Below are 23,561 nucleotides of genomic sequence, written 5' to 3'. Positions count from 1 at the left end.
TAGCGAAGAGGTCACACCCGTTCCCATCCCGAACACGGCCGTTAAGCTCTTCAGCGCCGATGGTAGTTGGGGGTTTCCCCCTGTGAGAGCAGGACGCCGCCAGGCAAACAGTGAGGACAGCGAAAGCTGTCCTTTTTTGTTTTTTCAGATCGATTTTATCTAACATAGGAGCGCTAATCCAAATTAAGGATGGCGCTTTTTTATTGACTTCTAGTTCGTTCATTATTTAAAGATAATTAAAGGGGTTTAACAAGCTGTGAATGTATGAAATACACAGACTAAGTAATCCTCACAGAGGACAAGCTTTTGTCTCTTAAAGAAGTTGTCTTATTCAGTATTGACAATCCAATCGATGAAACGTCAAGGAGAAAATGTCATGTAAGAGATTAGATTAATAAAATATTTTCATTCTGCTAATAGAAAAATATCATTTTTAAAGGAAAAAGAGGAACGGATGGAGAATTATTTTGTAATATAAGCGAAAAGAAAGCAGTTTGATGGCAGTTAATGTAGTCAAGTCGGTTTTCTGCAAAAAAGTAAGCGCTATCAAAAAGGCTTTGGGGTGTAAATCTGTCTTGTAAAGAGGGACACTCGCTTAGATAAAATATATAAGAATATAACAATTTAAGAGGAAGGATGAACAAAGATGGCAGAAGAAAAATATAAAAAGCTGCAAGAAATTCTTCAGGAAATGCAATCAGTCGTTGTCGCTTTTTCAGGTGGTGTAGACAGTACCTTCTTGTTAAAAGCTGCAGTCGACACACTGGGTAAAGAAAATGTGCTCGCAGTTACAGCAGATTCAGAAACGTATCCATCGAGTGAATTAAAAGAAGCACAGGCACTTGCTGCACAAATTGGCGCGCCTCATCTTGTTATTGAAACATCAGAGCTCGCCATTCCAGGCTACACAGAAAACAATCAAAGCCGCTGCTATTTTTGCAAAAGCAGTTTGTTTGACCACTTAATTCCGGTTTTAGAGGATCGCGGTTTTCAAAACATTGTTTACGGGGTCATCGCTGATGATATGAATGAATTTCGGCCGGGTATGAAGGCAGCAAAAGAAAAAGGAATCCGCGGCCCGCTGCAGGAAGCTAATTTGTTTAAGGAAGAAATTCGCCGTTTGTCACAACAGTTTCATCTGCCAACCTGGGACAAGCCGTCTTTCGCCTGCTTATCTTCAAGGATTGCTTATGGTGAAGAAATTACAAAAGAAAAATTAACGAAAGTAGAGAGAGCAGAAGCATACTTGAAGTCACTTTCGATCCGCCAGGTGCGTGTCCGTACACATGGAGAGATTGCCCGGATCGAAGTAGAGCCTGCCGATATTGCCCTTATACTCGAATACCATGCGGCAATTGATAAACGTCTGAAACAATTTGGCTATAAATATGTATCACTTGACCTCGCCGGCTACAAGAGCGGCAGTATGAATCTGTCATTAAAGAAGGAAGAAACGGAATGGCTGAAAAGCGTATAATAAAGCTCGATATCCAAACAGCAGCGATAGATTTGGCCAGAACAAAATACATAATCAAAAGCAGGTGGAAAACGTGATTGATGATATTTTAGCGCGTGTGGAAAGCGGAACATTAACCGCTGCCGAAGCAAAAGAAAAGCTGGCTTCTTATGAAGATCTCGGTTTTGTAAAAATCGATCATCACCGGCATAAAAGGCAGGGAGTTCCGGAGATCATTTTTGGGGAAGGAAAAACGGCTGAGCAGATTTTGGCGATTATCAAGTCGTTGAAAGGGCGCGGTCATGAAGTGCTTGCTACGCGTGTTTCCGAGGGAAAAGCAGCGTTTATTTTGAATGAACTGCCGGAGCTATCGTATAACAAAATCGCTCGAACATTGTCCTTCGTAACGAAGAAGCCGTCTGGGGAAGGTTTTATCGCTATTATATGTGCGGGTACGTCAGACCTGCCAGTCGCAGAAGAAGCAGCGGTTACAGCAGAGACGCTCGGTGTACCAGTGCGCCGTTTTTACGATGTAGGCGTGGCGGGACTTCACCGGCTGCTTGATCATATTAGCGAGATACGCGAGGCAGCTGTTTCGGTTTGTGTTGCTGGCATGGAAGGTGCACTGCCAAGTGTGCTGGGCGGCCTTGTTGAAAACCCGATTATTGCTGTGCCGACCAGCATTGGATATGGAGCTAACTTTAATGGGTTATCTGCACTGCTATCGATGCTAAATTCATGTGCATCCGGAGTAAGTGTGGTAAATATCGATAATGGTTTTGGAGCGGCTTACAACGCGGTGCTCATTCACCGTCTTGCATATAATAACAAAGGAGAAACGACATGACAATATTATACTTTGACTGTTTTTCAGGGATTAGCGGCGATATGGTTATTGGTGCTCTTTTAGATGCTGGCGCCGATTTTGCTCAAATGGAGGAAGAACTAAAAAAACTGAACATGGAAGGTGAATATACACTTTCAAAAAAAACTGTAAACAAAAATGGCATTACCGCTGTTAAATTTGATGTAGAGCTGAATCAAGAAGAAAAGAATAGTCATCATGATCACGGCCACAGCCATAGCCATGCACATGACCATCATGATCACAGCCACAGCCACAGCCATAGCCATGCACATGACCATCATGATCACAGTCATAGCCATAGTCACTCACATGATGATCATGACCACAGTCATAGTCATTCGCATGACCATCACCACCGTGCGTATAAACAAATCGCTGAAATGATTGAAGCAGCCGGATTCAACAAAGCGGTTACAGATACAGCTCTGTCCATTTTTAAAAAGATTGGCGAAGCAGAAGGAAAAATTCATGGTCTGCCGCTTGATCATGTCCATTTTCATGAGGTGGGCGCTGTTGATTCTATTATCGACATCGTTGGGGCAGCCATTTTAATTGATCAGCTTGGCATCACCAAGATTTATTGTTCTCCGATCCCAACTGGAAGCGGCCATATTCACATTGATCATGGGACATATCCGGTTCCCGCACCCGCAACACTGGAAATTTTAAGAGGTGTCCCTATTGCACGGACAGCGGTTAAAGGCGAGCTTGCAACACCGACTGGCGCAGCAATTGCGGCTGTATTAGCTGACTCATTTGGCACAATGCCATCTATGACGGTTGAAAGAATCGGCTATGGTGCCGGTACGAAAACATTTAAAGACCGTCCAAATGTGTTGAGAGTAGTTATTGGAAAGGAATGAACAAGTATGAATAGTCATCGTCCGCCGAATCAAGAGCATAAAGACAGCGGTATGATCAAAATGGAAGTTAACTTAGATGACATATCAGGAGAATGGCTCGGCTATATTATGGATGTATTATTGGAAGCAGGCGCCAACGATGTATTTTACACACCGATTTACATGAAGAAAAACCGTCCTGGTGTGCTTCTTCAAGTTCTTTGTGCTGCCCAGGCGGCTCCTGAAATGGAAGCTATTTTATTTCGTGAAACGACGACTCTTGGCGTTCGTTATTATCCGCTTACTGTCCACCGTCTGGAAAGGCAGTTTATCCAGCTGGAAACGAAATGGGGACTGGTTACGGTTAAATATGGCCTTATGGATGGGGACATTGTGCAGCGTGCTCCAGAGTATGAGGATTGTAAAGCGATTGCTGTGAAATGGAAAGTGCCATTAAAAGATGTGTATACGGAAGTCTGGAAGCATTTAGAGAGTAAATTGAGCCAAAGCAGTTCCTATTTTTAAAGAAGAGACGACCAGGCGCTTTAATAGATCCCAAGCAAAAAAAGGAGTGGAGTACTCATCTTAGAGGCAGCAAAGTCCTTTATAAAAAAGCTTAAAAATAAGTTCTCAGAATAGTGTAAAAAATGTGTTGACACTCATTAAATGAGGTGGTTATAATCAGTTATAAGTTATGAATTATAAAACACTGTTCTATAATGTAAAACAAACTTGAGGTCATTTCTTTTCAAGTTATTTTTACAGTCTGTATGTAAGCGCTTCATAATCAGTTGGGGGTAAAGGAGGAGGCGGCCTTTTTTTCTCGATAAATTCGAGAACATAGTTTTATATTATAAAACTATATGCAACTGAAGATTCTAATAATAAAAAAATAAGCCAATACAGGGAGGACAAAATGAAAAAAACGTTTCTTGGTGTGCTAGCTGCTTCTGTGACAAGTGCAATGATTCTTGCAGGATGTAACGGTTCCGAAGAAGCTGCTTCAGGAGGAGGCCAGACAAAAACTATTAAAGTGGCTAACTACTTTGCAGAAGACCATCCACAAAATATCGCATTAAAAGAAAAATTTAAAACGATGGTAGAAGAAGAGAGTGGAGGTCAATTAAAAGTACAGATTTACGCAAACAGTACGCTGGGAGCTGAAAAAGAATTTTATGATGGTGTTCGAAACGGAACGATCGAAATGGGCATTCCAGGCTTAATTATGCAGGCAGATATTCCAAAGATGGGTGTTCCTGAATGGCCGTTTTTATTTAGAGACTTCGAGCATGTAAAGAATGTATTAAATGGTCCGATCGGTGAAGAAATAACCGCTGATTTAGAACCGAAACATGGAGTTACTCCACTTGCATGGAGTGCAAATGGATTTAGAATGTTCTCAAGCAACCGCACGATCGAAAGCATGGAAGATTTTGACGGACTCCGTCTCAGAATGCCGAACATTCCAAACTATATTAAACTAGGTGAATCGCTTGGGGCAAACGTAAGTCCATTACCTATTTCTGAAGTATTTACAGCACTTGAACAAAATGTAGTAGATGCTCAAGACAATCCAATCGCTACTTTGAGAAATTCAGCATACTACGAAGTTCAAACAGATGTACTGGAATCAAAGCATATGTTCAGCCCAAATATTTATATTGTTAACACTAAATTCTTTAATGGATTAACAAAAGAACAGCAGGATATTATTCAAAATGCTGCCAACGAAGCTGCTGAATATGAGTTTGACTTGCTGGAAAAAAGCTATGAAGAAGATAAAACGTTCCTTGAGGAAAATGGCATAAAATTCACAACACCAGATGAAAAGTTTGTAAAAGAAATGGAAGAAGCAGCGAAGCCTGTATACGATGATGTTTTCAAAGAAAATGAGTGGGCAGAAGAGCTGGTTGAAAAAATTAAAGCAGAGTAAGTAAGTGCTTTAATAAGGAGAGTGAAGAAATAGGATGAATAAACTATCGAGGTCCCTAGAAAACACTTTGAACATTATCATGGCTCTTGCTCTAGCAGTGATGGTCGTTCTCGTATTCGGTAACGTAGTTCTTCGCTACCTTTTCAATTCGGGTATTACCTGGTCAGAAGAAATGTCGCGGTACCTTTTTATTTGGCTGACGTTTCTCGGTGCCATTGGCGCCTTTAAAAACAAAGAACATTTAGGCGTGGATATGCTGATTAAGCGGCTTCCTAATAAGATGAAAAGAGTTGTACTTGTGATCAGCGATTTACTGATATTAGCCGTCCTTTTCCTTGTCCTAGATGGCAGCTGGAAGATGACGATGATTAACATTGACAGTAAGGCGCCAGCTACGGGCCTGCCGCTGGCTTTTATATATGGGACAGGCATTTTAGTCAGCATTTCTATGGGACTCATGACGATTTATAACTTGTATGGAGTGATTTTTAACAAAATCAAAGACGAGGATTTAGTTAAGATCAGCGATTCAGAAGAATTAATTTCTCTTCATGAAGATGAATTTATGGCAGACGACATCATGGCAAGCAAGGAGGAGAAGAAGGCATGATCGGTGTATTTGTCGGATCTTTACTCGGTGCAATGGCATTAGGAATGCCGATTGCCTTTGCCTTGCTCGTAAGCAGCGTTATCTTAATGTACGCCCTTGGTATTTTTGACAGCCAGATTATCGCGCAGAACCTCATCAGCGGTGCAGATAACTTTCCTCTTATGGCGATTCCGTTTTTTATGCTGGCGGGAGAGTTAATGAATCAAGGAGGACTGTCGCGGCGGATCGTTGAAATGGCTATGACATTGGTTGGCCACATTCGAGGAGGCCTTGGCTATGTAGCTATCATTGCGGCTTTATTATTTGCCAGTATCTCTGGTTCGGCTGTAGCCGACACAGCTGCCCTCGGTGCTGTCTTAATTCCCATTATGGCTAAAGCCGGCTATGACGTGAATCGTTCGAGCGGGCTGATTGCTACAGGAGGAATTATTGCTCCGGTGATTCCGCCAAGTATCGGTTTTATCATTTTTGGTGTAGCAAGCGGTGTGTCGATTACCCAGCTTTTTATGGCGGGAATTGTGCCGGGCATATTGATGGCTATCGGCCTGGTGATTACATGGGCCATTGTTGCCCGCAAGGATAAGGTAGAGGTGCAGCCCCGCGCATCGGCCAAAGAGATGCTTGCAGCACTCCGCCATGGAATCTGGGCTCTGTTCCTTCCAGTTATTATCATTGCAGGATTGAAGTTTGGCGTCTTTACACCGACAGAAGCGGCGGTCGTAGCTGCTGTGTATGCCTTATTTGTCGGTCTTGTTGTATACCGCGAACTGAAAGTGAAAGACTTATTCAATGTATTTGTTCAGGCAAGCAAGATGACAAGTGTCGTCATGTTTCTAGTGGCAGCCGCCCTCGTTTCATCCTGGCTGATTACAGTAGCTAATCTACCAGGAGAGGTTATTGGAATGTTAGAACCGTTCTTGGATAAGCCGCTCCTTCTACTAGTGATGATTAACCTGCTGGTGATCGTGGTCGGAACAGCGATGGATATGACACCAACCATTCTAATTTTAACACCTGTTTTAATGCCGATTATTGATGCAGCAGGTATTGATCCTGTTTACTTTGGTGTCCTGTTCATTTTGAACAACGCGATTGGACTGCTTACACCGCCGGTTGGAACGGTCTTAAATGTGATGTGCGGAGTAAGTAAAATAAGCTTGGAAGATTTGATGAAGGGCATCTGGCCTTTCCTGCTTGTAGAAGTCATTATCTTAATTTTATTAATTTTGTTCCCTTCATTGGTGCTGGTTCCGCTTGAATGGTTTACATCCTAGGAGGGAGAAACTGAGAATTGGGTTTAGATACCGGTATGAACAATAGATTAGGAGGAATGAGGATGAATACTTGGCTGAAACGTTTAGCGGCTGGCGTGGTACTGCCGGGAGTTTTACTACTGGGTGCCTGCGGGAATGATGGAGGCGGCACAACCAAAACTGGAAGCGCTTCAACAGAAGGCGTTCAGGTAAGAACAATCAAAGCTGGAATTGGCAATAGTGAAACCCATCCACAAGGACAGGGAATGATCAAATTCAAAGAACTGGTTGAAGAAAAAAGTGGCGGAAAAATGAAGGTCCAAAACTTTTTTGATGCTACGCTCGGTGATGATCAAAAAATGACAGAAGCACTTCAAGCCGGCATGCAGGAGGTAACGGTACCATCCACTTCACCGCTTGTCGGAACGATCAAGGAATTTGGCATTTATGACTTCCCATTCGTTTTTAATAGTGAAGAAGAAGCGTATGCAGTCCTTGACGGTGCAGTTGGCCAAAAGCTTTTAGATAAATTGCCGGGGCATGATTTAGTTGGTCTTGGTTACTGGGAAAACGGCTTCCGAAATTTAACAAACAGCAAACACCCAGTGGAAACAGCTGCTGATTTTAAAGGCCTTAAAATCCGTACCATGCAAAATGAAGTACATTTAGATGCTTTTTCAAAATTAGGGGCGAATCCATCGCCGATGGCTTTCTCTGAAGTGTTTACCGCGCTGGAAACAGGTACTGTAGACGGCCAGGAAAATCCGCTCGCAACGATCCAAACACAAAAGTACTTTGAAGTACAAGACTACTTGAGCATTACAAAACACGTTTACACACCGTTTGTTTTCCTTGTCAGCAAAAAGTTCTGGGATGGCTTGTCGGAAGAAGAACAAAAGATTATGAGCGAGGCAGCACAAGAAGCGGGCAAGTATCAGCGTGAATTGAATCAAAAAGAAAATGAAAAAGCACTAAAAACTTTAAAAGAAGAAGGAATGAAAATCAATGAGGTAACACCAGAGGAAATGGAAAAAATGAAAGAAATCATTCAGCCGGTAACAGATGAATATGCGAAAAAGTTTGGTGCTGATCTTGTAGAAGAAATGATGGCCGAAGTTGAAAAAGTGCGCGGCAATTAATCCAGCGCTTCAGTAAGGAGATTAAACAATGGATATTATTGCGGAGCTTTTACGAGACATCCAATTACCAAAAATGGTGAAAGTAAGACAGAAATTTCATGCACCCGAACTCGCTGATACAGCGGGTGAGGTGCATGAAGCTATAAAGAAAGCGGATGTTTTATCAAGGATTTCAAAAGGAGATCGTGTAGCCATTGCTGTCGGCAGCAGAGGTGTCGCGGATCTTCCTATACTCGTCAGAGAAACAGCAGCCACTGTGAAAAAAGCGGGCGGGGAGCCGTTTATCGTACCCGCAATGGGGAGCCACGGGGGAGCGACAGCGGAAGGACAAGTGGATGTGCTGCTTCAATTAGGGGTTACAGAAGCAGCGGTTGGAGCACCTATAGAATCTTCGATGGAAGTAGAAAAGCTTGGCGAATTGCCGAATGGACTTCCTGTTTATATGGACAAGCTTGCTTTTGAAGCGGACAAGATTATCGTGATCAACAGAATCAAGCCGCATACTGCTTTTCGCGGGCCTGTGGAAAGCGGCTTAATGAAAATGATCACAATCGGTCTCGGCAAACAAAAAGGAGCTGAAGCCGCACATGCATACAGCTTTAAATACATGGCTGAGCATGTTCCGGAAATGGCGAAAATCTCCTTGTCAAAAGCACCGATCATTTTCGGTTTAGCCACATTGGAAAATGCTTATGACAGGCCGGCCAAAATCGTCGCAGTACCGGCGGAAGATTTGGAACAAGCAGAGCCGGATTTGCTGATGGAAGCCAAATCACTTATGCCGAAAATTCATTTTGACAAGTTTGATGTGCTCATAGTAAATGAGCTTGGCAAAGACATTTCAGGTGACGGTATGGATCCGAATATTACCGGCAATTTTGCCACGCCATATGCATCAGGAGGACCCGATATAGCACGTACTGTCGTTCTCGGATTGACCGATAAAACGCATGGCAATGCCAATGGGATCGGGATGGCCCATATGACAACGAAAGAAGTCGTCGACCAAATTACCTGGGAAAAAGGTTATGCCAATGCTCTTACCAGTACTGTTATTGAAGTAATTAAGCTGCCTATGGTGTTAGCAACGAAAGAGCTGGCAGTGAAAGCAGCGATCAAAACCTGCAATGCCTTTGATTTATCGAAAGTGCGGCTTGTCCGGATTCAAAATACGTTAGAAATCGGTGAAATATGGATTTCAGAAAGCATGATTGAGGAAGCGGAACAAAATCCAAACCTGGAAATCATCTCATCGTTAGAGCCGCTTTCACTTTAAAAAAGGAGGAGCACACGTATGACCCACTTATATCCATTGATTGAGAATGACATTAACCCGTATCGGGATAATGTGCAGGGAAAAGCAAACGAACCGATTACAGTCGCCGGGCTGCTTGACCGGTCAAAGCAAGTGCTTGGTTCTACATATGAGGGAGGAAAACCGGACTGGACGCTGGAAGAAATTTATATGCGTTTAGAAAAAAATGCTCCGCGCATCGCGATTATTGGCGGTTCGTCTGATCACCCGGCTCATATTATGGATTATCAAACATCAGCGAGAGCGGCGATTCGGATTTGGCAAAACGGCGGTGTGCCATTTTATTTTTCAACACCGGTTATGTGTGATGGAACAGCTCAAAGCAATCAAGGGATGAGTTATTCTCTGCAAAGCCGGAACGCGGTTGCCCAGATGGTTGTCAATCAGCTTGAAGCCCACAGTTATCATGGCGCATTTGTGATCCAGGGGTGTGATAAGCAGCCGCTTGGAGTGGTCAGTGCATTAGCCCACGTCGACCGTGTCCGCCGTGAGCGTGGAGAAGCCCCATTTTTTGCAACTTTTGCACCAGCTCACGTATTAGAAGGCGGGTCCATACCAGATGATGTAATTGAAGAACTTGAAGCACTGGCCCAAAAAGCGGAAAAAGAAGGAGCAGCAGATGTAGCGCTCGATTTGCGCGATACAATGGCTTATATTTTACAATGCTCGTCCAATACGGCTTTTCAAGGTGTATTCGAGCGGGCGTATGAACGGGGAATTTTAACGAAAGAGCAGCATAAATATTTTGAAATGCGGCTCGCGGTCGCAACATGTGATGGGCAGGGCGGTGTGTGTGCTTTTAACGGAACAGGCAACAGCTCACGGCACTTAGTAGCAGGATTGGGCCTTGTTCATCCAGCAGTAGAATTGTTAACCGATCCGCCGACGCAGCGCCAAATTAACTCGGTTCTCGACAGTTTTGCCCATATGATTAACAAAGAAGAATATGGCGTAGCCAACATTGTCGGTACCAACATAAAAAATGCGATCCGCATTCACAGCGCTTCGGGCGGCTCAACAAACTTAATGATGCATATGGTTGCAGGCATGCTGTATGCGGGCTATAAGTTCAGCCTCTGGGATGTAGATCGCATTCATCATGAGCATCCGATTCCTGATTTGTTTGATTACAGCCTGACAGAAGGGCGGGACATTTACTCACTCGCTATGCAGTGCTGCAGCGGGACAAGCAGAGGAATGGAAACACTGTTTTATGAATTGCTTGAGCATGGTGTGCCGATGGATCAGGATGCCCCGACTGTCGCCGCCAAAACGTGGCGGGAGCGGCTGGTGATAACCCGCAGTCTGCAGGCAGCCAATGTAAAAGAAAACCCGGTCATTTTGTCGACACCGCGCCGCAGCTTCAGCGGGGTGGATGTGCTGCAAGGCAACTTCTTTGAGAGCGCCGTTGTAAAGATCAGCGGAATGTCAACGCCACAGCTAGATTTGTTTGATGATAAGCTCGCTTTTGTGCTCTACTATGAAAACGAGGATGATGCAAATAAAAGCCTGCTTGATACACAGCTTCTGTCTACCATCCGCGACCAGCAGTTATTCGCTCATGATCGGCTGATTGCTTCCTTGAAGTATAACAGCAAAGAAAATTGGCAGGATCATCAAAACAAGCCATATGACGAGCTGTTTGATTATATGGCAGAGGAAGGAATCTTAAAAATCAGCGTTATTATTGCCGGGCAGGGACCAGTCGCATTCGGGATGCCGGAAATGTTTACGCCAATGCAGCACATCAATGCAAACCGCGTCATGAAAAAACTGGCTACTATTATAAGTGACGGCAGGTATTCAGGTGTAACCTATGGAGCAGCGATTGGGCATATGACACCTGAAGCATATGAAGGCGGCGGGATTGGCCTTTTGCAAACGGGTGATATGGTTCATCTGCAGCTTCGCAAAAGACGCATTGACTTTGTGCAGGTGGACAAGCTGTTACAAGGTGAAATTGTCCACTCATTTGAGGAAGAACTAAAACAGCAGCGGGCAAGCTTAGCGGCAGAGCGAAAACAGCGCATGAAAGTAAGACAGAAAATGGTCGCGGCCAGCAATCGAATGTATGGCCATACCGATGCCGCAAACGGCGTTGTACCTCTTGCAGTAGTGGAAGATGCAGTTCACGATTACGAGAAAGATATTCTACTGTTTGAACAAACACAAGCGGCGAAGTAAAAAGTGCGGGCTCGTCAAAAATCCGGTAAACTAAAACAAACAACAACGGGAGTGAGCAAGATGCCTATTATCCAGTCAGTGGAGAGAGCATTGAAAATATTGGATTTATTTGACGAGCGCGATCGCGAGTTAACGATTACAGAAATCAGCAAAAGAATGAACCTGCATAAAAGCACTGTTCATTCCTTGCTGAAAACGCTTCAAGTACAGCGCTATATTAAGCAGGATGATGAAACAGGAAAGTATTCGCTAGGTTTAAAGCTTTTTGAGCGAGGCAGCTTAGTCATTGGACACTTGGATGTAAGAAACGTTGCCAGAAAGCATCTGGAAGAACTTTCAGAAGCAACAAATTTGGCGGTTCATCTCGTGGTACTGGACGGACAAGAGGGCGTTTATATTGACAAAGTAGAAGGCAGCGGCGTAACCGTCCTATACTCGAAAGTCGGACGGAGAGTCCCGCTTCACACGAGTGCAGTCGGCAAAACACTTGTTGCGACAAAATCAGACGAAGAGCTGAATCAGCTGCTTGAAGGCTATAAATATACAACACCGACGGAAAAATCGATCCGGTCCAAAGAAGAATTTTTATCTGTTATTGAGCAGGCCCGGATTGCTGGTTATTCAGTAGACAATGAAGAAAACGAGCCGGGGATCTTTTGTATGGCGGTTCCAGTCAAAGATTACTCAGGAAAAGTCATTGCCGCTATTTCCATGTCGATGCCTTCTTCCAAAATGAAAGAGGAAGTGCAGAGAAGATATGTGGAAATGTTAAAAGGATGTGCCTCAAAAATTTCTCAAGCGCTTGGCTATGAATATCAAAAAATATAAACAGTGATGGTTCATCACATAGGAGGATATAACAATGAGAGTTATTCGCTATATGAATGGAAACCAAAAACAGCTGGCTGTTGTGACCGAAGAAAACCAAGCAGTGGATTTGCCATACGCAGACTTTATGGCACTTGTGGCCACTGCTCGTTCAAATAATAAAACAGTATTTGATATTGTAAAACAGTCGAGCCTGGAAGGAGAAGGAAAAGCAATCGATTCACTCGTTCTGACCACACCAATCGATGCCCCGGAAGTATGGGCTTCGGGTGTCACATACAAAAAAAGCAAAGAAGCACGCAATTACGAAGCGACACAAGGAAAGCTTGACCGCGAAACGTTTTACGACAAAGTGTATGATGCAGAGCGGCCGGAGATTTTTTTCAAATCAACGGCTGCCCGTACAGTCGGACCGAACGATCCAGTGTACCTTCGTTCAGATTCTAATTGGCAGATCCCGGAGCCGGAGCTGGGCCTGGTACTCGATAAAGAAGGAAACGTACTCGGCTATACGGTCGGCAATGATATGAGCTGCCGTGACATAGAAGGAGAAAATCCGCTTTATTTGCCGCAAGCAAAAATGTGGAAAAATTCCTGCTCCATCGGACCGGCGATTTTATTAAAAGAAGCCGTGAAAGATCCATATGAATTACAAATTATTTGCAGAATTTTCAGAAATGAAGAAAAAGTATTTGAAGGCTCTGCATATGTAAACCAGCTGAAGAGAACCTTGGATGAACTCGTTCAATATTTAGTGCGGGATAACGAGGTATTCGATGGAACGGTTCTTTTGACAGGCACATGTGTGGTGCCGCCAAATGAATTTACGCTGCAGGACCGGGATCAAATCGAAATTGAAATTCCAGGTATCGGCGTTTTGATCAACCCGGTGAAGCAAAGTGAAACAGCGGTCCAAGTAAACTAAAGAGGTGTCGGCATGAGCGGATATAAAACATTATATTTGAGCAGCAAAGACAGTGTGGCAGTTGCGCTCGATGAGATCCCTGCCCATACAGAGGTAACCGTGAAGGTGGATGGCGAAGAACGCTCCCTGACTCTTACAGAGCCGATCCGGTTTGGCCATAAATTTGCGGTCAAACCAATCCGGCAGGGAGAGGACATTATTAAATACGGAGAAGTCATCGGAGCAGCCGTGACCGATATTCCGGCAGGCGCCCATGTTCACGTACACAACTTGGAAGGAAAACGGGGAAGAGGTGACAAAATTGCCAACTGAAAAAATGCAGTTTTGGGGATACCGGCGTCCAGATGGGCGCGTCGGTGTCCGCAATCATGTACTCATTTTACCGACGATTACATGCGCAACACAGACCGCTCAGCGTGTAACGGAACTTGTCAGCGGAACCGTGACTTTTATCCATCAGCATGGCTGCGCACAGGTGGGAACCGACTACGATCAAACAGCTAGAACGTATGCGGGCATGGGCATGAACCCAAATGTATACGGTGTCATTGTGCTTGGACTTGGCTGCGAAACCCATCAGGCTCACCGGATTGGCGATGAAATTGCAAAATGCGGCAAGCCGGTCCAAACGGTTTCGATCCAGGAGCATGGCGGCACACTTCAAACGATTGCGGAAGTCGCCAAAATTGCGGTGAAGATGGTACAGGATGCCTCTATGGTCCAGCGTGAACTGTGCGATTTCAGTGAGCTGATAATCGGAACAGAATGCGGAGGCTCAGATGCATGCTCGGGTCTTTCAGCGAATCCGGCTGTCGGCCGCACGAGCGATATGATTGTAGAGCAGGGCGGCACGGCCATCCTGGCAGAAACGACAGAGTTAATCGGTGCGGAGCATTTGCTCGCAAATCGGGCAGCGAATGACCAGGTAGCGCAAAAAGCGTATGCCGTCATTAAAATGATGGAAAACCGTTCTATTGAAATGGGGGTAGACATTCGTACAGGAAATCCAAGTCCCGGCAACATTGAAGGCGGCCTCAGCTCTTTAGAAGAAAAGTCACTGGGTGCCTCGACAAAATCAGGCACTACAAGGCTGGAGGAAGTCATTGATTATGCACAGCAGCCGACGAAAAAAGGACTTGTCTGGATGGATACACCAGGCCATGACATCGAGCAGCTGACTGGAATGGTGGCAGGCGGTGCCCAAGTTGTGTTGTTTACGAGCGGGCGCGGTACCCCAACCGGCTCGCCTATTGCTCCGGTTATTAAAATTTCAACCAATACTCCTATGTTTGAACGAATGAATGAAAATATGGATTTAAATGCCGGCACGATTGTAGATGGACAAGAAACTGTCGCCCAGGTGGGCACACGGATTATGGATGAAATTCAAGCTGTATCAAATGGAAAGCTGACAAAGTCAGAAATCCTGAAGCAGCATGATTTCGGTATTTGGCGCATTGGACCAACATTTTAACTCAAAGGAGAGCGAAACGATGACACTCACTACATTTGAAACGAAAACCTATCAAAACTTTATTAATAATGAATGGACAGCTGGTTCTTCTGATGAAACGATTGAAAGCATTAATCCGGCAACAAAAGAGGTTGTAGGGCTCGTGCAAAAGTCAACGGAAGAAGACTTGAACAAAGCTGTTGAAGCAGCGCACAAAGCAAAAAAAGCATGGCGCCGGATCGGCCAGGCAGCGCGCGGACAGTTTTTATTTAAAGCTGCCAATATTTTAGAAGAAAACCTGGATCATATTGCGGAAACAATGACACGTGAAATGGGTAAAACCCTTCCAGAAGCAAAAGGAGAAACAGCGCGCGGCATAGCGATTTTGCGTTATTATGCGGGCGAAGGAATGAGAAAAGAAGGAGATGTTATTCCTTCATCAGATAAAGATGCGCTTATGTTTACAAAGCGTACGCCGCTCGGTGTGGTTGGAGTAATTACACCTTGGAACTTCCCAGTCGCCATTCCGATTTGGAAATTTGCCCCGGCTCTTGTTTATGGAAATACAATTGTCTGGAAGCCGGCGACAGAAGGCGCTGTAACAGCAGCGAAAGTTGCCGAGTGCTTTGTGGAGGCAGGATTGCCTGAAGGTGTTTTTAATTTTATTACCGGTTCGGGTTCGGTAATTGGGCAGGGGCTGATTGACCATCCTCTTTTAAATGCCATCACGTTTACAGGTTCAGAAAATGTCGGACAGAACGTGGCCAAATCAGCGGCCGCCCGCGGCATTAAGTTCCAGCTTGAAATGGGCGGGAAAAACCCGGTTATCGTGACAAAAGACGCTAACATCGATCAGGCAGTAGAAGCTGTGATCAGCGGCGGTTTCCGTTCTTCGGGCCAGAAATGCACAGCATCAAGCCGTGTGATTGTAGAAGAAGCAGTCTACGATGAATTCAAAGAAAAGCTTGTGGCAGCCACTGAAAAAATTACAGTGGGAAATGGCCTGCAAGAAGGGATCTGGATGGGACCGTGTGCAAGTGAAAGCCAGTTTAATACAGTAACAGAAAGCATCGAAAAAGGCCGGCAGGAAGGAGCCACATTGATTCACGGCGGTGAAGTGCTGACAGGCGGTGAATATGATAATGGATTTTTTGTGACACCGGCCATTTTCGAAAATGTAACAACAGATATGGCGATTGCACAGGAAGAGATCTTTGGACCAGTCGTTGCCCTTATTAAAGCAGCTGATCTTGAAGAAGCTATTGAAATGGCGAACGATACAAAATACGGGTTGAGTGCTTCTATTTTCACATCAAATATCGGCTCTCTCCTTGAATTTATTGATGAAATCGAAGCAGGCCTGGTGCGTATTAATGCAGAAAGCGCTGGTGTGGAGCTTCAGGCACCATTTGGCGGCATGAAAGCGTCAAGCTCAGGGTCACGTGAGCAGGGTGAAGCAGCGAAAGAATTTTTTACCGCGATAAAAACCGTGTTCATCAAAGGATCGTAATCCACTTTCCCGATGAAGGAGATGCGCAATGAAAATTACAAACCTTTCATTATATAAAGTGCCGCCAAGATGGCTGTTTTTAAAAATAGAAACGGATGAAGGAATCTCCGGCTGGGGAGAGCCTGTTGTAGAGGGACGTGCGGAAACGGTCAGAGCAGCGGTGGAAGAGCTCTCAAGCCTGCTGATCGGCCGCAATCCGAATGAAATTGAAGATTTATGGCAGACGATGTACCGCGGCGGTTTTTATCGCGGCGGCCCCATCTTAATGAGTGCCATCTCAGGTATTGAGCAGGCGCTTTGGGACATTAAAGGGAAATATTACAACATCCCTGTGTATGAAATGCTTGGCGGTAAAGCGCGTCAAAAAATCAAAGTCTATTCATGGATCGGCGGTGACCGGCCGGCAGACGTTGCGGCAGCGGCGATTGAAAAGCAAAAGCAAGGGTTTCAAGCTGTGAAAATGAATGCTTCCGAAGAAATGAATTACATCGACAGTTTTTCTAAGGTGGAAAAAGTGATCGAGCGAGTCGCGTCGATTCGCGAAGCGCTTGGCAAAGACTTTGGCATCGGTGTTGATTTTCACGGCCGTATCCATAAAACGATGGCGAAAACCCTTGTGAAAGAGCTGGAACCATACCGTCCTATGTTTATAGAGGAGCCGGTGCTGCCGGAAAACAATGAAGCACTTCGCGACATTGCGCTTCATACAACATGCCCAATTGCGACAGGTGAGCGTATGTATACGAGATGGGGTTTTAAGCAGCTGCTCCAGGATGGATATGTCGATATTATTCAGCCGGATTTATCTCATACAGGCGGTATTTTAGAAGGGAAAAAGATTGCGGCGATGGCAGAAGCGTACGATGTGGCGGTTGCGCCGCATTGTCCGCTTGGTCCAATGACACTTGCCTCTTCTATTCATTTGGACGCCTCGACGCCGAATTTTATTATTCAAGAGCAAAGCCTCGGTATTCATTACAACGAGGGCATGGACATCTTAGACTATATAACCAATCCGGACGTTTTTCATTATGAAGACGGATATGTCAGCATCTCAGATGAACCGGGTCTTGGCATTCATATTAATGAAGAGAAAGTAAAAGAAGCCGCAAAAATCGGCCACGACTGGAAAAATCCGATCTGGCGCCATGAAGATGGCAGCATAGCGGAATGGTAAGGAGGAGCAAAATGACTTTTCATGGCATTATACCGCCGGTTGTCACGCTGTTTGATGAAGCGGGAAATTTAGATATTCCTTTGAATAAGCGCTATTTGGAGGAGCTTTTGTCACGGAATGTAGATGGACTTCTTTTGATGGGAAGCTCTGGAGAGTTTTCTTCTCTGACGATTGAAGAGAGAAAGCTGTATGTGCGCGAGATGATCAAGCACATTAATGGACGCGTGCCGGTGATGGTCGGAGTCGGCGACTCAGCATTAAAAGAAGTGATTGAACTGACTCGTTATGCCGAGGAGCAGGGAGCAGACGGGGTGCTTGCGGTCAGCCCGTACTATTGGAAGTTGTCGGAAGAGCAGCTATACCGGTTTTTTTCTGCTTTAGCATCCGAAACGAGCCTGCCTGTTTTTCTTTACAATATTCCAATGCTGACCGGCCAAACGTTATCCGTCGAGCTTATTCAAAAACTTGCGGCAGCGTACCAAAACATTGCCGGAATTAAAGAAACGATCAGCGATTTCGGTCATATCCGGCAGGTCATTGCTTCTGTGAAAAAAATTCGGCCTGATTTTCTCGTCTTCACCGCTTTTGATGATCACATGCTTCCAGGCCAAATGATCGGCGCAGATGGAAGCATTAATGGAAGCGCTGTTTTTATGCCGGAGGTTTCTGTTGAGTTATACGATGCTTATCAGCAGGGTGAGCTGCATGAAGCAGAACGCCAGCATCGGCGTCTGTCACAATTTATGGACATCTATGCCGTCTGTCCGACGTTTTTTACAGCCATGAAAGAAGCCGTTCATCAGCGCTGGTTTGACCAGCCGGCCGGACACCGCGCTCCGTTTGATGTGTATCCAGATGATTTAACGAAAAAAACAGCTGCTATTTTAAATACAATAAACGAGAAAGAAGGGGTTTAATTATGAAAGAAACACGCGAATTTTTAGAGAGCTTAGGCTATCCATCGTCCGATCCAGGTGAACTGCCAACATCCACCAAAACCTTTCCAGACGGTGCGCAATACCGAATTGAGCTTCCAAGTGTCGAAGGGCCGGAAGCATTAAAAGCGACGCTGGCGGAAATTGACCGTCTTGGCTTGACCATTCACCGCATTTCGCAGGGGAGCGGTATTATGCTGCAAACCGATGAAGAAATCAAGGAAATGTGCGAGCTGACAGCGGAACGCGGCATTGAGTTAAGCCTGTTTGTCGGTCCGCGCGGAACATGGGATATTAGTGCAGGGCCGCTTACTGCCGCCGGAAAAGCGCAGGCACTTCGCCATGAAGGAGCAAACCAGCTTGTATACGCGATGGAAGACTTAAAGCGCGGTGCGGCACTCGGCCTTCGCGGAGCACTTGTTGCCGATGAAGGACTTTTGCTCCTGACGAAAGAAATGAAAAAACAAGGGCAGCTGCCGGAGGATTTTGTGGTGAAAGTGTCGGTTCAAATGGGATCGGCCAACCCTGTGTCAGTGCGGCTTATGCAGGACATCGGAGCGGATACATACAACGTACCGACCGGGTTAACGCTGTCAAAGCTCGCAGCGATCCGTCAGGCCATCGATATTCCCATTGATTTATATGTAGAAGTGCCGGACAATTTTGGCGGCTTCCTCCGTTACTATGAAATTCCGGAAATCATCCGGGTGCTCGCGCCGGTTTACATTAAATTCGGTTTGCGCAACCATCCTGATGTATATCCGTCAGGAAAGCAGTGGGAAAGCACGAATATCTCTCTTACCCAGGAGCGTGTGCGCCGCGCATCAATCGGCATCCAAATGATTGAACGGTACTACCCGGATGCCAAAACGTCAAAGCTTGGAGCCGAGGGGCTTGGCATCGCCAAAATCGTAAAAGAAGCACCCATGAACTAAGAAAAGGAGCGGAATCACATGACTTTTAAAGTATTGCTGACGGATTATGAATTTGCCCATCTTGAGTACGAAGAGCAGGTTTTCAATGAAAGCGGTCTCGACATCCAATTTATTAAAAAACAATGCAAAACAGAAGAAGATGTGGTCGAACACGCGAAAGACGCGGATGCTCTTTTAAACCAATACGCACCTATTTCAAAACGTGTAATCGACTCTCTTGAAAAAACAAAAGTCATTTCCCGATACGGTGTCGGTGTGAACACGATTGATATCAACGCTGCTCAGGCAAAAAACATTACCGTGGCCAATGTGCCGGATTACGGAATGGAAGAGGTATCGAATCATGCACTCGCCTTGCTGCTCTCATGGGCTCGAAAAGTGACTCTATTAAACAATGAGGTCAAGCAGGGAAATTGGGATTTTAAAGCGTGCGTGCCGATCCACCGTTTTGATAAACAAACCGTCGGCGTACTCGGCTTCGGCCGAATTCCACGCCGCTTTATTGAAAAGGTAAAACCGCTGGGGTTCCAAACTGCCGCCTATGATCCATTTGTGTCAGCCGAAGAGATGGCAGCGGCCGGCGTTCGAAAAATGGAACTGGATGAAATCATCAAAGGGTCAGATTACTTGTCTGTTCACGTTCCGCTTATTAAAGAAACCCATCATTTACTGAACGCCGAACGGTTTAGTCAAATGAAGAAAAATGCCGTAATCATTAACACAGCCCGTGGTCCAATTATTGATGAAAAAGCGCTCATTGATGCACTTGAACAGGGTATGATCGCCGGGGCTGCACTCGATGTAACAGAAGAAGAGCCAGTCAGCAAAACAAGCCCGCTTCTTCAAATGGATAACGTCATCATTACACCGCACAGTGCCTGGTATTCAGAAGAAGCAATGGTGGAACTACGCCAAAAAGCAGCGAAAAATATTGTGCAAGTTTTAAAAGGCGAACAAACGCCTTATGCGCTTACGTAAGAAAGGCGGAAAAGAAGAATGAAATTAGCCCTGTTTTCAGCGGAAGAAAAACATCACCTCGGCGTTGTCCGGGGTGATCACATTAGCAGCCTAACGGTAATAGATCCTGAAACGTATCCACCCTGCATCAAAACATTTATCCAGCGGGGGAGCACAGTTCCTTCTCTTGATGGACAGCCGTCTTTTTCTTTAGAGAATATTGAGATTGACGTACCAATCGCTTCACCGGAAAAAATCATTTGTGTCGGCTTGAACTATATTGACCACTGCCATGAAACAGGTATGGAGCCGCCGAAATCTCCGGTTATTTTCTCGAAATACGCGAATGCGTTAACCGGTCATAACACCGCTGTAGAAATACCCATTAATTCAAACGAAGTCGATTTTGAAGCGGAGCTGGCTATCATAATCGGCAAAGAAGCAAAACATGTCTCAGAGGAAGAAGCAGAAGAATTCGTTTTTGGCTATACGATCATGAATGATGTGAGTGCCAGAGACCTGCAGTTTGCAGATGGACAGTGGGCACGAGGCAAAACAGCGGACCGTATGTGGTGACACGTGACGAAATCGGCAATCCACACGATCTAGCTATTTCACTGACATTGAATGGCGAAACGATGCAGGATTCCAATACGAGCAATTTGATTTTTACGGTTCCACAAATCGTTTCCTTCTTATCGCAATCTATGACGCTGAAGCCGGGAGACTTAATCGCGACTGGAACACCGCCGGGCGTCGGAATGGGTCGCAGCCCAAAAGTGTGGCTGAAGGACGGAGATCAAATGGACGTAACAATCGAAAAAATTGGCACGCTGTCCAATCATGTGCGAGGAAGATCATAAACGAGAAAGAAGAGGATAAACATGGATGTTGTAACCGTGGGCGAAACGATGACTCTATTTTCACCAAATGAGCACGGCCAGCTGCGCCATGCTCATTCTTTTTCTATGAAGTTTGCTGGTGCGGAATCCAATGTTGCCATCGGATTAAGCCGCCTTGGCCATAAAGCGCGCTGGATCAGCCGATTAGGTGAGGACGAATTTGGTGATGCAATGGAGATTTTTATTCGCGGGGAAGGTGTGGACGTATCGTATGTTACACGCGATGAGCGAGCGCCAACCGGTGTGTTTTTTAAAGAATTTCGCCGTCCGAATGATACGCGCGTTTATTACTATCGGAAAGATTCCGCTGCCAGCCAGCTGACGGCGGATCATATAAAGGAAGAAGCGATTAAAGGAGCCGCTTATCTACATATAACCGGCATTACACCGGCTCTTGGTGAATCGTGCCAGTCTGTCATGGACAAAGCGATTCGGCTGGCGAAAGCGAACGGGGTAAAGATTGTGTTTGATCCAAATGTGCGTCTGAAAATCTGGAAAAGTGAAGAAGAAGCACGCCGGCTGATCAAACGGTATATAGCAGAAAGCGATATTGTGCTGCCGGGTGAAGCGGAGGCTGAATTTTTATTTGGCAAAAAAGATAGAGCCGCTTATGTAAAAGCATTTCATGATCTCGGTGCAGACATTGTCCTGATGAAAGTCGGAAAAGAAGGATGTCTTGTATCGCAAAGAGGAAAAGCAGTGGAGCATGTTTCCGGGTTTTATGTGGAGAGGGTGATCGATCCGATCGGTGCAGGTGACGCGTTTGCGGCCGGCGTTTTATCAGCTTTATTGGATGGACTGTCGGTTGAGGAAGCGGCCAGGCGCGGCAATGCAATGGGTGCAATAGTGACCATGGTAAATGGAGATGTCGAAGGGCTGCCAAATCGAGCGGACCTGTTTTCTTTTATGAATGGCGGATCGGATGATGTAACAAGGTAGAAAGGAGAAACATACATGAATCAGCTTGAACGATTAAAAGAAGCTAAGCTGGTCGCAGTGATTCGCAGCGCCCAGCCGGAACAAGTGATACCAATTGCACGGGCGCTGCAAGAAGGCGGGATTGTCTCGCTTGAAATCACAGCCGATACGCCTAAAGTGTGTTCTGTGATCGAAGGAGTAAAAGAAACATTTGGGGACGGTATCATTGTCGGAGCCGGCACAGTGCTGGACCCGGAAACCGCCCGTGCGGTCATTATGGCGGGAGCGGAATTTATTTTCTCTCCGACCGTTAATGTGGAAACGATTATAATGGCGAAGCGCTACGGTGTAATCAGCATTCCAGGCGCACTGACGCCAACCGAAATTTTAACCGCGTATGAACATGGTGCAGATTTAATTAAAGTTTTTCCAGCCGGTGCAATGGGAGCCGGATACTTTAAAGATTTAAAAGGGCCGCTGCCGCATATCCCGCTTATGCCAACAGGCGGCATCACTCTCGATAATATAGGGGACTACTTTAAAGCCGGGGCAGCAGCAGCCGGGCTGGGCAGCGCCCTTGTGAATCCTGCGAAGCTTCAAACAGAGGAATCCTATAAGGAGCTGACCAAAACGGCGCAGGCTTTTTCAGAGCTGGCTGCTGGTTGGTAAGGCGTTTCTTTTGAATAAGGTGCATTAGCATAGGAAGACGATAGACAGATAAAAACAACTTCCTATTTAAGAGGAAGCGTCAAACTGTAAACAATCCTCCCTCGATTATTAAAAGCAAGACGTCGCTTTTGCTCTTAAGAGCAAAAGCTTTTTATATCTGGATTTATAGTGTTCCAAGAAAAATGCAGTTCATTCCTCTAGTTATGATTTTTAGCGATAAATCACCTAGGGGTAATTGGGCAATTAAGGTAATAAAAACAGCAGTAAAAGTTATTGAGATAGAGATTAATCCATGTTATGTTATTAACCCGTCGCTAAGATAGCAATGAAAACAACAAATATTCAATCTGTAACTAAAATTATATTGTGTAATGTAAATACCAAAAATTACTGTTGACTGATTAAAGTTGAACGTGATATATTGTTATTCCTGTCGCTGAAAAACGGCAGTTATAAAGTAAGTTTTAGTTTAAACAATGATTGATTCGAATTATATTCCGATTAAAAAGTTGTTGACTTTAAACTTTATGCATGATATGATGGTTTAGTTGCCTCTTGAGGTGATAGTTGAAATTGATCTTTGAAAACTGAACAAAATAAACGTCAACGTTTTAAATTTTTTATCTTCCATTAAAAACACCCCGTGTTTTAATGGAAACAAATGAGCAATCAAACACTTTTTTGGAGAGTTTGATCCTGGCTCAGGACGAACGCTGGCGGCGTGCCTAATACATGCAAGTCGAGCGGACGGA

Annotated in this window: 19 protein-coding genes, 2 rRNA genes and 2 pseudogenes; all 23 read left to right on the top strand. The window is 45.1% G+C overall.

Going from position 1 to position 23,561, the window contains the following annotated elements:
* Positions 1-105, top strand: a 5S ribosomal RNA gene (rrf, locus tag RG959_RS22795); the annotation flags it as partial.
* 541 nt (positions 106-646) lie between these two features.
* Complete coding sequence (larE, locus tag RG959_RS22790) at positions 647-1,477, top strand: ATP-dependent sacrificial sulfur transferase LarE (protein ID WP_342799102.1); 831 nt, start codon at positions 647-649, stop codon at positions 1,475-1,477.
* A gap of 73 nt (positions 1,478-1,550) precedes the next feature.
* Positions 1,551-2,303, top strand: coding sequence for a nickel pincer cofactor biosynthesis protein LarB (larB, locus tag RG959_RS22785; protein ID WP_342799101.1), 753 nt, complete (start codon positions 1,551-1,553; stop codon positions 2,301-2,303).
* Positions 2,300-3,691, top strand: a pseudogene (gene larC / locus RG959_RS22780) (nickel pincer cofactor biosynthesis protein LarC). The gene larB and the pseudogene larC overlap by 4 nt, the downstream one beginning before the upstream one ends.
* Positions 3,692-4,082: 391 nt before the next feature.
* Positions 4,083-5,099: a TRAP transporter substrate-binding protein gene (locus RG959_RS22775; RefSeq protein WP_342799100.1), complete on the top strand. Its 1,017-nt coding sequence runs from the start codon at positions 4,083-4,085 to the stop codon at positions 5,097-5,099.
* Positions 5,100-5,133: 34 nt separating this feature from the next.
* Complete coding sequence (locus RG959_RS22770; protein WP_342799099.1) at positions 5,134-5,709, top strand: TRAP transporter small permease; 576 nt, start codon at positions 5,134-5,136, stop codon at positions 5,707-5,709.
* Positions 5,706-6,983 carry a TRAP transporter large permease subunit gene (locus RG959_RS22765; protein WP_342799098.1) on the top strand — a complete coding sequence of 426 codons (1,278 nt, stop codon included), beginning with the start codon at positions 5,706-5,708 and terminating at the stop codon, positions 6,981-6,983. The genes RG959_RS22770 and RG959_RS22765 overlap by 4 nt, the downstream gene beginning before the upstream one ends.
* Positions 6,984-7,039: 56 nt before the next feature.
* Positions 7,040-8,101 (top strand): TRAP transporter substrate-binding protein, encoded by a 1,062-nt coding sequence (locus tag RG959_RS22760; RefSeq protein WP_342799097.1) that lies wholly within the window; start codon positions 7,040-7,042, stop codon positions 8,099-8,101.
* A gap of 28 nt (positions 8,102-8,129) precedes the next feature.
* Entirely contained in the window at positions 8,130-9,377 is a 1,248-nt protein-coding gene (locus tag RG959_RS22755; RefSeq protein ID WP_342799096.1) for a nickel pincer cofactor-dependent isomerase, group 22, read from the top strand.
* An 18-nt stretch (positions 9,378-9,395) separates the two neighbouring features.
* On the top strand, positions 9,396-11,600 hold the full coding sequence (locus tag RG959_RS22750; RefSeq protein ID WP_342799095.1) for a dihydroxy-acid dehydratase domain-containing protein: 2,205 nt from the start codon (positions 9,396-9,398) through the stop codon (positions 11,598-11,600).
* A gap of 60 nt (positions 11,601-11,660) precedes the next feature.
* Complete coding sequence (locus tag RG959_RS22745; RefSeq protein WP_342799094.1) at positions 11,661-12,428, top strand: IclR family transcriptional regulator; 768 nt, start codon at positions 11,661-11,663, stop codon at positions 12,426-12,428.
* A gap of 34 nt (positions 12,429-12,462) precedes the next feature.
* A complete protein-coding gene (locus RG959_RS22740; RefSeq protein ID WP_342799093.1) occupies positions 12,463-13,353 on the top strand; it encodes a fumarylacetoacetate hydrolase family protein in 891 nt (296 codons plus the stop codon).
* 12 nt (positions 13,354-13,365) lie between these two features.
* Positions 13,366-13,665 (top strand): UxaA family hydrolase, encoded by a 300-nt coding sequence (locus RG959_RS22735; RefSeq protein WP_342799092.1) that lies wholly within the window; start codon positions 13,366-13,368, stop codon positions 13,663-13,665.
* 4 nt (positions 13,666-13,669) lie between these two features.
* Positions 13,670-14,827: a UxaA family hydrolase gene (locus RG959_RS22730; RefSeq protein ID WP_342799103.1), complete on the top strand. Its 1,158-nt coding sequence runs from the start codon at positions 13,670-13,672 to the stop codon at positions 14,825-14,827.
* 19 nt (positions 14,828-14,846) lie between these two features.
* A complete protein-coding gene (gene gucD, locus RG959_RS22725; protein ID WP_342799091.1) occupies positions 14,847-16,316 on the top strand; it encodes an alpha-ketoglutaric semialdehyde dehydrogenase GucD in 1,470 nt (489 codons plus the stop codon).
* 28 nt (positions 16,317-16,344) lie between these two features.
* Entirely contained in the window at positions 16,345-17,493 is a 1,149-nt protein-coding gene (dgoD, locus tag RG959_RS22720) for a galactonate dehydratase (RefSeq protein ID WP_342799090.1), read from the top strand.
* 11 nt (positions 17,494-17,504) lie between these two features.
* Entirely contained in the window at positions 17,505-18,410 is a 906-nt protein-coding gene (locus RG959_RS22715) for a dihydrodipicolinate synthase family protein (RefSeq protein WP_342799089.1), read from the top strand.
* Positions 18,411-18,412: 2 nt separating this feature from the next.
* Positions 18,413-19,363: a U32 family peptidase gene (locus RG959_RS22710; RefSeq protein WP_342799088.1), complete on the top strand. Its 951-nt coding sequence runs from the start codon at positions 18,413-18,415 to the stop codon at positions 19,361-19,363.
* A gap of 18 nt (positions 19,364-19,381) precedes the next feature.
* A complete protein-coding gene (locus RG959_RS22705) occupies positions 19,382-20,341 on the top strand; it encodes a C-terminal binding protein (RefSeq protein WP_342799087.1) in 960 nt (319 codons plus the stop codon).
* An 18-nt stretch (positions 20,342-20,359) separates the two neighbouring features.
* Positions 20,360-21,183 (top strand): annotated as a pseudogene (locus RG959_RS22700) (fumarylacetoacetate hydrolase family protein).
* Between the two features lie 21 nt (positions 21,184-21,204).
* Positions 21,205-22,161, top strand: coding sequence for a sugar kinase (locus tag RG959_RS22695; RefSeq protein WP_342799086.1), 957 nt, complete (start codon positions 21,205-21,207; stop codon positions 22,159-22,161).
* A 15-nt stretch (positions 22,162-22,176) separates the two neighbouring features.
* A complete protein-coding gene (locus RG959_RS22690; protein WP_342799085.1) occupies positions 22,177-22,809 on the top strand; it encodes a bifunctional 4-hydroxy-2-oxoglutarate aldolase/2-dehydro-3-deoxy-phosphogluconate aldolase in 633 nt (210 codons plus the stop codon).
* A gap of 678 nt (positions 22,810-23,487) precedes the next feature.
* Positions 23,488-23,561, top strand: a 16S ribosomal RNA gene (locus RG959_RS22685); the annotation flags it as partial.

Origin of the sequence: Domibacillus sp. 8LH, assembly GCF_038806185.1 — a bacterium.
In the GTDB taxonomy this organism is placed as follows: domain Bacteria; phylum Bacillota; class Bacilli; order Bacillales; family Domibacillaceae; genus Domibacillus; species Domibacillus indicus_A.
This window is presented reverse-complemented; position numbering and strand designations above follow the sequence as displayed.